Source organism: Delftia sp. DS1230 (assembly GCF_040112715.1).
GTDB lineage: Bacteria > Pseudomonadota > Gammaproteobacteria > Burkholderiales > Burkholderiaceae_C > Comamonas > Comamonas tsuruhatensis.
Genome location: NZ_CP157763.1, coordinates 4,903,767 through 4,914,900 on the forward strand (window position 1 = coordinate 4,903,767; position 11,134 = coordinate 4,914,900).

Consider the following 11,134-nt stretch of genomic DNA (forward strand, 5'->3'; position numbering starts at 1 on the left):
GCAAGAGCTTTTATTTTCATCAACTTTTCCTTCAGATATTTAATAAAAACAATGAAACAGCCTGAATAAAGCAATTACCCAAATCTATTAACTCAAGCACAGACGCCAAAAATATATTCTGAAAATTCCAGAGATAACAATTGATTTGCTCAATAAAAAAATGCCGTCAATTAATGACTGGCAAGCGTTGATGCCTTGAGCGTTCAATACACTTTTACGTGCCGGGAAAAGTCGGGGCACATGCTTGATGCCTCTTTTGCGCGGTGACCGACGAATCCGCACTGGCGTGCAAGATGGCGCTGCATTGAGTTCAGCCACGTCCCATGCCGGCGGCGCGGCATCATCAAATCCGCCTAACAGGGCGCCCGAAAACGCCCGCCCTGCGGGCTCAGGCGTAGAAGGACAGCAACGCCAGGCACACGATGACCACGATGGCCGCCGTGATGAGCATCACCCTGAAGCCGCCGTCGCTGCTGCGCAGCAACCGCAACTCCAGCAGGGCCGCGCCCACCCGGGCCATCCAGAAACAAAGCAGTTCCACCATGGGCGCAGCATAAGCGGCCCGGCAGATCAGGTGCGGGGCGTGGAAAATGCCGGCGAGCGCCTGGGCATCGCAGGCCATCGAAATGTCGTGAAGCCCGTTACCCACAGGGAGGTTTATGGAACAGATTCGGGAACAGTCAGCTGGCAGCAGGCCAGCCACAAAGAGGAAAAGAATCCTCATGGTCTGCACAGGGAACATCTGCCGCAGCCCCACGGCCCATGGCGTGCTCGAGAAAATGGTGGCCGACGCGGGCCTGGCGGGCCGCATCGAAGTGGACTCCGCAGGCACGCACGGCTACCACGTGGGTGAGGCACCCGACCGCCGCTCCCAAGCCCATGCCGCGCGGCGCGGCTATGACCTTTCGCAGCAGCGCGCGCGGCAGCTGCGGGCCGAGGACTTCACGGCATTCGACCAGGTGCTGGTGATGGATGGCGCCAACGAATCTGCAGCGCGCAGGATCTGCCCCGAGTCCGAATGGCACCGCGTACAGCGGCTGACGGACTTCTGCACCGAGCACACCGCGCGCGAAGTGCCCGACCCATATTACGGCGGCGACCGGGGTTTCGAGGACGTGCTGGACCTGGTGGAAGACGCCTGCGCGGGGCTGCTGGCCACGCTGGGCATGGCGCCGCGCAAGGGTTGACAAGCCACCGCCCCGCTTGCGCATGCGAACCCTCATTCTTTGCTTCGGCATCCTGGGCACGCTTGTGTTCGGCGCAGCCTTCGCCCTGTCGTTTTCCTCGCCATTGCTGGTCGAGAGCCTGGGCAAGGAGATCATCCGCATCGAGATCGAGCGCAGGCTGGGCACCCAGCTGGATGCGCTTTCAGGCTCGCGCATGGCGGGCCTGGCCCAGAAGGCGCTGGGCAGGACAGATAGCGAGATCGCCGCAGTGCGGCGCGAGATCGAGGCAGGCATTCCCGACAAGCTGGCTTCGGTCATGACCGACATGCGCCGCGCCGACTGCGAATGCCGCAAGCGCAATGCCGTCTACACGCAGCAGCGCCAGGCCACCCAGCTGGCATCGCTGATCCAGATGCGCGCCCGGCTGGTGGAATTCATCGAGTCGGCCTACCACCAGACCACGGCCAGCCTGGTGCGGGAGTTCAGGATCTTCACTGCGTCCAATGCGCTGGTGTTTCTGGCCCTCGCCGGCGTGACGGCGCGACGCAGGCGGGCGGGGCTGCAGCTGGCACTGCCCGCCATCGTGCTGGTGACCGCCTCGGCGGTGACTGCCATGCTGTATCTGTTCGCACAGGACTGGCTGCACACCATTGTGTTTGGCAGCTACATCGGCCTGGCCTACATGGCCTATCTGGCCTTTGCCATCGCGCTGCTGTGCGACATCGCATTCAACCGGGCACGCGTGTGCACACGGGCCATCAACGGCCTTGCATCGTCTTTTGGTTCGGCATTCGAAGTCTTGCCTTGTTGAGCCCAAGGCCCCACCTGCCCCGGCAACTGCCCCGATCACAGCAGCGGCACGGCCTCCATAGCCCTGCCCACCCGCCACCACAATCCACCCCTGCCCGCACGCTTGGCCGCGTGGGCACCGAAGGTGCGCGCATGCTGCTGCAATGGATGCGCGCAGAGGCCGGGGAATCGCCAAGCCTGGATCTGGGTCATGAGCTGGTGGTGCGACAAAGCAATTGACTGGCTGATGCCTGGATATCCATTCGCATATTGAGATAGAGTTCGGCGGCTTGGCCATTCCCGCCCAAGCCCTTCTTCTCCACTGCGTCTGCGCAATGGAGATTTTCATTTCAATCCAACTTCAAAGAACATGAACACCATTGCATTGGGAGAACGCCTGCGGCCGCAAGGCGCAATACGGATTCGCCGGATCATGGCCGCCTTGCTGGCTGCGAGCGCTGTACTGTGTGTGCCGAACGTAGCATCGGCGGCCGAGAACGATGCACTATCTGCCTCTCTGGCTGCATTCGGTGATGCCGCTGCGGCAAGACGCCTGGAGGACCAGATCGCGGATCTTGTGAAAAAGCGCAATCAGGCGGGCATGACCAAGCTGGTGGGGCAGATCGCGCAGAACGATGGGGCTTTCATGGAAAAGATGGACAGCCTGACGCAGGCCAAAAATCGGGTTCCTGATCCTGAAATGGCCAGGATTGCTATGGCCCTGGGCCCTTGCCACCATGCCGGTTTTCTTCTCAGGAAAATGGCCTTCGCCCTTGCCGATGGTCAGGCAAAGCCCATCATTCGCAATGGGGTGATCATGATTGACGGCACGCACATGGACGATATGTATGCCGAGCAAATGTCGCGCTGTGAAAGGCTGGCCAAGCAGCCCATGCGGAAAATCAAGATAGGTTCCATGTGCTCCGTCAATGGCTCGGGCTGCGACGAGGATCCGGATATGGATTGAAAAGGCCGAGCGCTGAAAAACGAATGCAAGAAGAGAAAAGGCCGGGTCTGCCGCCCGGCCTCGGGCTATCAATGGCATGGCGTCGACTTTTGGTTCGACTCTCGAAATTGGGGCTTTCTTAGCCTGCTGGCATTTGCCGCACGCGGAGCGATCGTCTCGCAACGCCCATTTTTGCTGTTCACAACCGTGAACAGCCCAAACTGCCAAATTGGTTTCGGCAGAGCCTTGTCTGCGGCATTAACGCGATGCCGCCATATGGCTTCACCACCTAGCTCCGCGCACCCGAACTAGGAACACTCCTATTTTTCCTTCAAAAACAAAGAAAAATAGGAGCTGTCTTATTTTCAACGAGACGCATAGAGAATAGCATGAATTCCTCGCGTATGAAAATCCAAGTATCTTTGGTTTCTAGGCAATCTACGACATCTATTGCCGCCGCATTCATATATCAACCGAAAATTGAAATGAAATTCCATGCGCAATATAAAATACTATTTCCTTCTTGCATTTCTCATCTATGCAAACAATGTATTTTCAAAAGGATACATTGACAACTATTCGGTCGCAATGGTTACTGGCTGGGCGTGTGATGTCAGATTTCCGAATGACATAGTGGCCGTACACGTTTGGCGCGATGACAACCAATTTCTTGGTGGGAGCAGCGCAAATATAATCAGGGAACCCGCTGTAGGATCGGCTTGCCTTGGCAGCCACAGTGCGCATGGTTTCTCCATACCCATAAATCTTACTGAAGACTTGAAAGACGGACAGGAACACAGAGTTCTAGTTTACTCCATAGGACGTAATGGTTTCGTCGAGCAATTGAACAACTCACCTGTAAAAATCAAGTTCCCTGGCGACGGAATTAAAGAGCGCCCATATTATGTCGGAGACATAGTTGCGAGAAATCTAGATTGGCCAGTTATCGAAGGTGCCGGGCACATCGGAATATGGGATGGAACTTCCGTAATTGAAGTTCTCAACGAGCCGCAGGTTGTTCAGAAAAACAACTACGAGAATTTTTTCAAACGCAGCAAAGTTTGGCCAATAAGCAGAACCAAATGGCCTGCCCATAACGTACTCTCTTGCTTCTCTTCTGCATGCACAGAGGATTTTGACAGACCAAGAGCTAACAAGCAATCTTACCCAGCCTTGTATGCGATGGTTGCGAGAGCAAATCAAATATATGTCATAGGTGCAACATATGTTGTGACACCTTACGTTACTCCAGCCGAGCCTACGGTGAATATTCCACCCAGCAGGGACTGGAATAAATACGTAACCTGGCCTCCGACGAAAGGAAGATATCGGTGTGATACTTTTATAACGGATATTATGGGCGCAACGGTTCGAAGTCCTGGATCACATACTCACTCACACATTCAGGGCCGATGGCTACCTTTACGAATTATTGATGCAAATATAGCCTCATGGTATCAAAAATATATTGATGCAACAGGAGCCAATGTCAAAGCACCTGCTGCCTTGTACAACAAACTCAAGCAATGGCAATGAAGCGAATAATATCTTACTCCATCATTGTCGCCGCATTATATGCAGCCTATCTATTTATAAACGAATCTTTAAAACCGCAGAACCACATCACACCAAATGTAAAGACCGAAATTTTTAATCAACAATCAAAAAGCACAGCAAACGAAGACACACAAAATGCGAATCAAGTCACAGTGGAACAGCAACAATCAAGTGCATCCCAGACTTCCGCATTCATTCAGGATGAAATTGATAGATTTCGCACATCTCTTGCAGATCCGTTATCCCACGATGAGAAATTGCAAGCAACTAACCGGCTTCACAACATCATTCGATCGACCCAACGCAGAGAGGTCAGAGAATCCCTCCGCCAAGAACTGCTTAGCGTCATTGACAGCAACAGATCCAAAGACATAGTCAAATCCGCAATTTTCGACTATACGAGATCACTCAATAGTCTGGATAACGCCTCCGAAGCCATCAGAGTTCTCGACTTGGGACTGAAAAATGGGATCCTGACCACCGCAGAATATGCTGGAGAATCTATACACATGGGTTTTCTTTTTGACGACAAAGCGATGATCAAAAACGGTTTAAACACAGGGGACGAATATTCAAATATTGTGCTATACAATTACATATCCGGCATAACAGAAAGCAACGGAAAAAAGATCATAGATCAAGAACTATTGGTTTACATAAACAGCCATCCCATAAAATTTTCCGGCGCTCCTTTCAGTTTCAGCCTGACAGAAGCCATTCAATACAATGAATGGGCCATGGCCAAAGCAAACGTTGAGTCAATCCTCAATGGGGCAGATTCCGTGGATATTCTTTCTGCCCCCTTCAAAAATCCACTCATAGATCCCAGAGAGCTGCTGGCGCTATCCATTTCTCCGGATATTGGATTAAAAATCATGAAGAAAGTGATAGCAAGCAAAGATCACCAAATAGGCCTTGAGAATCTTGATAAGTTCATGACCAGCTATTCTTATATACCCGCCATAAAATCTGCATCGGAAAATATGGAGCGCCATAAGACAGGCTTGGAGAAGTGATCTCTCCATCAGAGCTTCCCCAAAGAGAGACTCCACAATCCAATTTTCGGATTTATCCGAGGGATTACCATATTTTCCGCCTTTACTCCTCCGCCACCACCACCCTCCCCTTGCCCGCGCGCTTGGCCGCATACATGGCCTCGTCGGCGCGCTGCAGCAGCTGGGTGGTGTTTTCCCGGGCGGCATTGAGGGCGATGCCGATGCTGGCGCCGACCTGGACGGTGGCACCGTTTTCCAGGCGGATGGGCTGGCAGATGGAGGCCAGGCAGCGCTGCATGGCCTGAAGGGCGTCGTTGGCCGAGGCCAGTTCGCCCAGCAGCAGCACGAATTCGTCTCCACCCATGCGGGCCACGCAGTCGGTTTCGCGGGCCTGGGTGGTGAGGCGGCGGGCGACGATGCGCAGCACTTCGTCGCCGGCATCGTGGCCTTCGGTATCGTTGATCTGCTTGAAGCCGTCCAGATCCATGAAGCAGACGGCCAGTTGCCCCGGTCCGCAGGCCTGGGCCAGTTGGCGCTGCAGCCGGGCCTGCAGTGCGCGGCGGTTGGCCAGTCCGGTCAGCACGTCGTGCAGCGCCTGGTGCTGCGCGGCTTGCTCGTCACGCTTGAGCGCGTCTATGTCCACGAAGACCCAGATCGATTCGCCGTCGGCCAGGCCTGCGCCGCTGACATCGACCCAGAGCAGGCTGCCATCGCTGGTCTTCAGCTGCATCTGGGCATGGCATTTGCCGCTGGAGCGCAGTGCGCCATAGGCCAGCTCGCCGGAGCGTTCATAGGTTTCCTCATCCGGGTAGAGGATGCGCGCCGAGGTGCCCTGCAGCTCGCCGGCCGGGCGCTTGAGCATGCGCTGCAGGGCCTGGTTGGTCCACAGCAGCCGGCGCTCGCGCAGGCGGGCGATGCCGATGAGGTCGTTGTCCATGAACAGTTCCTGCTGGCGCAGCAGCTCGGCAAGCCGGATGCGCGCCACGCGCTCGCGCTGCTGCAGCAGGTAGAGGCTGACCGAACCCAGCGCGATCAGTGCCATGCTGAGACCCGTGAGTGCCCAGGCGCGCCAGGCCGAAGCACGCCATGCGGCCAGGTAGCTTTGTGTGCCCAGGCCCGTGAAGACGGTCAGGGGATAGCCGGCCAGCCGCTGGTAGGCCGTGATGCGCTCCACGTCGTCCATCACCGTGGGCGTGATGTACCAGCCGCTGTCCCGGTTGCCGGCCAGGGCATGGTGGTACTCGCTGGAGACCGCAGAGCCGCCAATGCCGGCCACCGACCACGGATCGGCCGCCGAGTAGCGGGCCACCAGCAGGTCCTTGTCCGAGCGCAGCGCAATGGCGCTGTCGGGCCCGAAGGCCTGGCGACGAAACAGCGACTGGAAATGCGTGGCCGAGACCACGGCATAGACGATGCCCTTGAAATCCCCGTCCCCGGACTGCAGCCGGCGTGCCATCACGATGGCCCATTTGTTGAAGGAATGGCTGACCAGCGGATCGGAGATCACCATGCGGTCGGAGTGGCGCGCGCGCTCGAAGTAGCTGCGGTCGGCCACGGAAAACGGGGGCTCTTCCTCGTTGGCCGTCAGCAGCACCTGGCCCTTGGCGTCGGTCACGCGCAGCGCGGTGACAAAGGGCAGCAGGGCACGCTGCTCCTGCAGGATTTCATAGAGGGCGAGGGCCGCCACATCGTCGCCGTCCAGGCCCCGGCTGCGGTAGCGGCCTGCCACGGTGGCCAGTGCGTTGTCCACCAGCCGCATCTCGGCCGTCAGCTCCAGGCTCAGGCTGCGGGCCTGGTTCTGGGTGACAGCCACGCCCAGGTCCAGGTCGGCCTGGTGGTTGGCGCGCAGGCTCAGCCAGGTGGCCAGGCCCAGCAGGCCGGCGACCAGCAGGTTGCCAAGCACCAGGCGCCGCAGCACCTTGTCAGAAAGAAGCGTCTTCATGGCGCCGGGTGTCCCTTTCCGTCTGGCTGGATGAGCGTCCGGGTGGATGGAGCCGCACATTTTTAGCACAAGGACGGGACGATCCAGACGAGGTTTTGACCGATGGCACCGGCGCTCGCGCCGCTGGCGTACCTTCACCTCCGCAAGAATGGTCGCGGCCTGGACCAGGGCGAGGGCCGCTGCGCAAAGGCCTGTTGCGCCGGCCTCCTGAGAAAGTGCAGAGCCGTCACGCAGCCTGCAGGATCTGGCGCAGATCGGCCGCGCAGTCCTGCGCGTCCTGCTCATGGCGGAACGCCACGCGCAGCCGGCCCTCGGGATCGAAGACATAGGTGATGGCCGAGTGGTCCATGGTGTAGGACGCACCCGTGGGCACCTTCTTGTAGAAGACCTTGAATTCCCTGGCGACCTCGGCCGTCTGCGCCTCGTCACCGCGCAGCGCGACAAAGCCGGGGTCGAAGGCGCCCACATAGGCCTTGAGCACCTCGGGCGTATCGCGCTCGGGGTCGATAGTGATGAAGGCCACGGCCAGGCGCTGGCCATCGGGCCCCAGCAGCTGGCGTATTTCCAGGGCGCGCGTCAGCGCCGTGGGGCAGACATCGGGGCATTGGGTGAAGCCGAAAAAGACCATCAGGGCCTGGCCCTTGAAGTCGGCCAGCGTGCGCTCGCGGCCATCGGCATCGCGCAGGCGGAAGTCCCGGCCGTACTGGGCGCCGGTCAGGTCTATGCCCTTGAACGGTACGGCGGCGGGCTTGCAGCCGGCCAGCAGCGCCAGTGCGGCCAGGCCGCCGCCAAGGCAGGCACGGCGAGACAGGGCGACGGAAGCAACGGATGGGCGGGTCGAAGAAAAATCGGCGGCGCGTTGCGGCGCCGCATGGCAATCGGAACGGAACATGGCATCCCTGCGTGGAATCTTGGCGAAGCCGCGCCGCCAAGGCTGCGCCCGGCCGGTGCGGCAATGTTCTGAGACAGGCCAGCGGCCAGACAGCGCGGGACAGCGCTGCAAGCAGCCAAGGGCTCAGGCGATCAACATCAACAAGGGAGGCCCGCGCGGCGGCAGCGGCGCGCCGACCAGGGAGGCAATGCGGGCAGAGACGATGGGCTGCAGCGCGCGGCCCATCGGCTGCAGTTGCGCCCAGGAGGGAGGGACATGCGCCGGCGGCGGCGTCACCGCCAGGCACAGAGGGCAGTCCAGCGAATGCTGGGCAGACACCGCCTGTCCTTCTTCACCGTTGACCACGACCAGCCTGACGCTGCCGCCAGCCGTGCAGACCAGCTCCATGGCCTGGGGGTGCACCAGGGGCGATGCAATGGCCAGGCCCAGCGTCAGCGCGAACCACGCCATGACCAGGCGGGCCAGTGCGACGGAGTCGCGCAGGGCTTGCATGGCTGGGGATTATGGGGGCAGGCCGTCACAGGGCCACGCCGACCTCGTCGCAGGCGGCCCAAAACCGGGCCGGGTCGCGCACCTGAAAGCGCTGTCCGCCGCGACGCGCCTGCACGATGCGGTCCAGCCGGAAGGTGCGCACGCCCTCGCGCTCGCAGTCCCAGGCCAGCAGGTACCAGAACGGCCAGGCCAGCAGCAGACATTGCGGCTCCACCACGCGCTCGCTGCGGCGCTGGCGTCCGTCCAGGTAGGTCAAGGCCAGCATCCATTGCTGTGCAAATGCCTGGTAGACGCTGGCGCGCGCCTCCACGCCCTGCGCACGCTCGCGCCGCGAAGCCTGGACTTCGACGGACACCGGCGAGGCCACGCGGATGCGCTGGCGCAGTTGCGCGATATCTGCGCGATCGGCCGGCGCAAAGCAGCGCGCGAACTGGCGGCGCAGTTCGCTATGACGCCCCGCCAGCGACAGGCCCAGGGCTTCCGACAGCGCCAGGGACATCAGCAGCTCCAGTGCGTCGTCACCCCGCAGGGTCACGCGGCCGGAGGGCCAGCGATGGACCACGCGGACACCGCCGCCCCTGCCCGAGGAGCTGTCCAGCTCCCAGCCCTGCTGCCTGAGCAACGACAGGTCGCGCGCCAGCGTGCGCTGGCTGACGCCCAGTTCCTCGGACAGCGCCGCCACGCCGTGCACGGCGCCATCGGACAGGCGCTGGGAAAGGGCGTCAAGCCGGGACAGACGGGCGGGCAGCGTGCGCGGTTTCATGGCCGGCATCATGGCGCAATTGACAGCCATTGAATGGCAGCGATGCAGGGACCATGGGCGGCATGTTCAATCCACGGAGAAATGCCATGCAAGTCATCGAATGGGCAGCGTTCAGCCTGCTGCCCGGTGTGACGGAAAACACCCTGCTGCAAGCCGCCAGCGCCATGCAGCACCAGTTCCTGGATGTGCAGGGCGGATGCCTGTCACGCCATCTGGTCCAGCTGGGCCAGGGGCGCTATGCGGATGTCGTCACCTGGCAATCACAGGAGGCTGCCCGTGCCGCCCTGGCGCAGGCCGGCCGGTCGGCTGCCTGCGCGGCCTACTTCGGGCTGATGCGCGTGGAGCATCCTCCCTTGCTGGGCGCCAGCGTGTTCAGCCACGGCGGGGAACATGGACTGCCGCAGGGCATGGAGTTCTCGTTGTTCCGGCTGCGCCCCGGCGCCGATTCCCATGCCTTGGCCGCCGCCGCGCACCGCATGGCCGATGGCCTGTACCGGAATGAGCCCGGCTTCACGGCCCATGGCGTGATGCGCAGCGCCCACGACCCCGGCCTGTATGCCGACGTGGTGCTGGCCGATAGCGCCGGCCGCGCCCACCAGCTGTGCAGCAAGTGGGGCCAGGGGCCGTTCGATCCGGCCTGCCAGGACTATCTGGAACTGATCGCGCCGGGGTCGGCACAGCTGCAGTTCTGGGACAGGGTGGCCTGAGCGCTGCCATCGCCGCGCCTTGGCCGGATGCCGGATATGCGTGGTATCCGTATCCGCCAGCCTGCACCGGCCATCCCATAATCGCCTTTTCCCCAAGCAGTGACCGCCATGTCGAAACTCCATGTTGTGCAGCAGGGCCAAGGCCCGGCCCTCGTTCTGAGCCACGCGCTCGGTTGTGACCTCCAGATGTGGGACGGCGTGGCCCAGGCCCTGCAAGACCGCTTCACCGTGGTGCGCTACGACCACCGGGGCCATGGCCGCTCGCCCGCCATCGGCGAGGCCTTCGACATGAACGACCTGGCAGACGACGCCGCTGGCGTGATCGAGGCGCTGGGCCAGGGGCCGGTGCACTTCGTGGGCCTGTCCATGGGCGGCATGACGGCCCAGGCCCTGGCCGCGCGCCATCCGGCGCTGGTGCGCAGCATCACCATCGCCAATTCGGCCAGCTACTACGACGAGGCCGCGCGCGCAGGCTGGCAAGCGCGCATTGCCACGGTGCGCGCCCAGGGCGTGGCCGCGATTGCCGATGGCGCCATGCAGCGCTGGTTCACGCCCGAATTCCGCGCCGGGCAGGCCGCCCGAGTGGCAGCCTTGCGCGCCGGGCTGGAGGCCACGGCGGCCGCGCCCTATGCGGCGGCCTGTGCGGCCGTGGGCGGCATCGATCTGCGCGAGAGCAACCGGCGCATCGCCTGCCCCGCGCTGGTCATTGCAGGCAGCCGCGACGAGGCCACGCCCCCTTCCCTGTCCGAAGACATGCAGGCGCAGATTCCGGGCGCGCAGCTGGTGTCGTTGCCCGCCGCGCATTTGAGTGCCGTGGAAATGCCGGTGGAATTTGCGCAGTTGGTGAGCGACTTTGTCGCGCAGATCCGCTAGATCTGCCGTCCT

The 11,134-nt window shown here is 61.0% G+C and carries 12 protein-coding genes; 7 read left to right on the plus strand and 5 right to left on the minus strand.

What is annotated here, in order from left to right; translation table 11 throughout:
* Positions 1 to 388: 388 nt before the first annotated feature.
* Positions 389 to 724, minus strand: a complete 336-nt coding sequence (locus AAN986_RS22080) for a hypothetical protein (protein ID WP_241150424.1) — start codon at positions 722 to 724, stop codon at positions 389 to 391.
* On the opposite strand from AAN986_RS22080, the gene AAN986_RS22085 reads away from it, so the two are divergent.
* The 5 genes from AAN986_RS22085 (at position 723) to AAN986_RS22105 (ending at position 5,474) form a co-directional block, all read left to right on the plus strand.
* The gene (locus tag AAN986_RS22085; protein ID WP_034390960.1) at positions 723 to 1,187 is read left to right on the plus strand and encodes a low molecular weight protein-tyrosine-phosphatase; all 465 of its coding nucleotides are present in this window, start codon (positions 723 to 725) and stop codon (positions 1,185 to 1,187) included. The two genes, AAN986_RS22080 and AAN986_RS22085, sit on opposite strands and share 2 nt — an antisense overlap.
* Positions 1,188 to 1,209: 22 nt before the next feature.
* Positions 1,210 to 1,977 carry a hypothetical protein gene (locus tag AAN986_RS22090; RefSeq protein ID WP_047219243.1) on the plus strand — a complete coding sequence of 256 codons (768 nt, stop codon included), beginning with the start codon at positions 1,210 to 1,212 and terminating at the stop codon, positions 1,975 to 1,977.
* Positions 1,978 to 2,325: 348 nt separating this feature from the next.
* Positions 2,326 to 2,922: a hypothetical protein gene (locus tag AAN986_RS22095; protein WP_241150423.1), complete on the plus strand. Its 597-nt coding sequence runs from the start codon at positions 2,326 to 2,328 to the stop codon at positions 2,920 to 2,922.
* A 474-nt stretch (positions 2,923 to 3,396) separates the two neighbouring features.
* Positions 3,397 to 4,437, plus strand: coding sequence for a hypothetical protein (locus tag AAN986_RS22100; RefSeq protein ID WP_016454313.1), 1,041 nt, complete (start codon positions 3,397 to 3,399; stop codon positions 4,435 to 4,437).
* Positions 4,428 to 5,474: a hypothetical protein gene (locus tag AAN986_RS22105; protein WP_047219229.1), complete on the plus strand. Its 1,047-nt coding sequence runs from the start codon at positions 4,428 to 4,430 to the stop codon at positions 5,472 to 5,474. Before AAN986_RS22100 ends, AAN986_RS22105 begins: the two co-directional genes overlap by 10 nt.
* Positions 5,475 to 5,556: 82 nt before the next feature.
* Here the strand turns inward: AAN986_RS22105 and AAN986_RS22110 are convergent, their stop codons facing one another.
* The 4 genes from AAN986_RS22110 to AAN986_RS22125 all read right to left on the minus strand — a co-directional run bounded on the left by AAN986_RS22110 (position 5,557) and on the right by AAN986_RS22125 (position 9,542).
* Positions 5,557 to 7,395 carry a diguanylate cyclase gene (locus AAN986_RS22110; protein ID WP_016450069.1) on the minus strand — a complete coding sequence of 613 codons (1,839 nt, stop codon included), beginning with the start codon at positions 7,393 to 7,395 and terminating at the stop codon, positions 5,557 to 5,559.
* Positions 7,396 to 7,621: 226 nt separating this feature from the next.
* Positions 7,622 to 8,287: an SCO family protein gene (locus AAN986_RS22115; protein WP_046240906.1), complete on the minus strand. Its 666-nt coding sequence runs from the start codon at positions 8,285 to 8,287 to the stop codon at positions 7,622 to 7,624.
* Positions 8,288 to 8,410: 123 nt separating this feature from the next.
* On the minus strand, positions 8,411 to 8,779 hold the full coding sequence (locus tag AAN986_RS22120) for a DUF2946 family protein (RefSeq protein ID WP_349335485.1): 369 nt from the start codon (positions 8,777 to 8,779) through the stop codon (positions 8,411 to 8,413).
* A 25-nt stretch (positions 8,780 to 8,804) separates the two neighbouring features.
* Entirely contained in the window at positions 8,805 to 9,542 is a 738-nt protein-coding gene (locus tag AAN986_RS22125) for a WYL domain-containing protein (RefSeq protein WP_349335486.1), read from the minus strand.
* Positions 9,543 to 9,628: 86 nt separating this feature from the next.
* On the opposite strand from AAN986_RS22125, the gene AAN986_RS22130 reads away from it, so the two are divergent.
* Both AAN986_RS22130 and AAN986_RS22135 read left to right on the plus strand, forming a co-directional pair.
* Positions 9,629 to 10,249 (plus strand): hypothetical protein, encoded by a 621-nt coding sequence (locus AAN986_RS22130; RefSeq protein WP_026063043.1) that lies wholly within the window; start codon positions 9,629 to 9,631, stop codon positions 10,247 to 10,249.
* Between the two features lie 108 nt (positions 10,250 to 10,357).
* The gene (locus AAN986_RS22135) at positions 10,358 to 11,122 is read left to right on the plus strand and encodes an alpha/beta fold hydrolase (protein ID WP_126312787.1); all 765 of its coding nucleotides are present in this window, start codon (positions 10,358 to 10,360) and stop codon (positions 11,120 to 11,122) included.
* Positions 11,123 to 11,134 lie beyond the last annotated feature (12 nt).

What these genes read in the sequence shown, in the direction of transcription:
- AAN986_RS22095 (WP_241150423.1), top strand. Translation starts at nt 2,326, where the DNA reads ATGAACACCATTGCATTGGGAGAACGCCTGCGGCCGCAAGGCGCAATA.
- AAN986_RS22120 (WP_349335485.1), bottom strand. Translation starts at nt 8,779, where the DNA reads ATGCAAGCCCTGCGCGACTCCGTCGCACTGGCCCGCCTGGTCATGGCG.
- AAN986_RS22105 (WP_047219229.1), top strand. Translation starts at nt 4,428, where the DNA reads ATGGCAATGAAGCGAATAATATCTTACTCCATCATTGTCGCCGCATTA.
- AAN986_RS22115 (WP_046240906.1), bottom strand. Translation starts at nt 8,287, where the DNA reads ATGTTCCGTTCCGATTGCCATGCGGCGCCGCAACGCGCCGCCGATTTT.
- AAN986_RS22100 (WP_016454313.1), top strand. Translation starts at nt 3,397, where the DNA reads ATGCGCAATATAAAATACTATTTCCTTCTTGCATTTCTCATCTATGCA.
- AAN986_RS22085 (WP_034390960.1), top strand. Translation starts at nt 723, where the DNA reads ATGGTCTGCACAGGGAACATCTGCCGCAGCCCCACGGCCCATGGCGTG.
- AAN986_RS22110 (WP_016450069.1), bottom strand. Translation starts at nt 7,395, where the DNA reads ATGAAGACGCTTCTTTCTGACAAGGTGCTGCGGCGCCTGGTGCTTGGC.
- AAN986_RS22080 (WP_241150424.1), bottom strand. Translation starts at nt 724, where the DNA reads ATGAGGATTCTTTTCCTCTTTGTGGCTGGCCTGCTGCCAGCTGACTGT.
- AAN986_RS22130 (WP_026063043.1), top strand. Translation starts at nt 9,629, where the DNA reads ATGCAAGTCATCGAATGGGCAGCGTTCAGCCTGCTGCCCGGTGTGACG.
- AAN986_RS22135 (WP_126312787.1), top strand. Translation starts at nt 10,358, where the DNA reads ATGTCGAAACTCCATGTTGTGCAGCAGGGCCAAGGCCCGGCCCTCGTT.
- AAN986_RS22125 (WP_349335486.1), bottom strand. Translation starts at nt 9,542, where the DNA reads ATGAAACCGCGCACGCTGCCCGCCCGTCTGTCCCGGCTTGACGCCCTT.
- AAN986_RS22090 (WP_047219243.1), top strand. Translation starts at nt 1,210, where the DNA reads ATGCGAACCCTCATTCTTTGCTTCGGCATCCTGGGCACGCTTGTGTTC.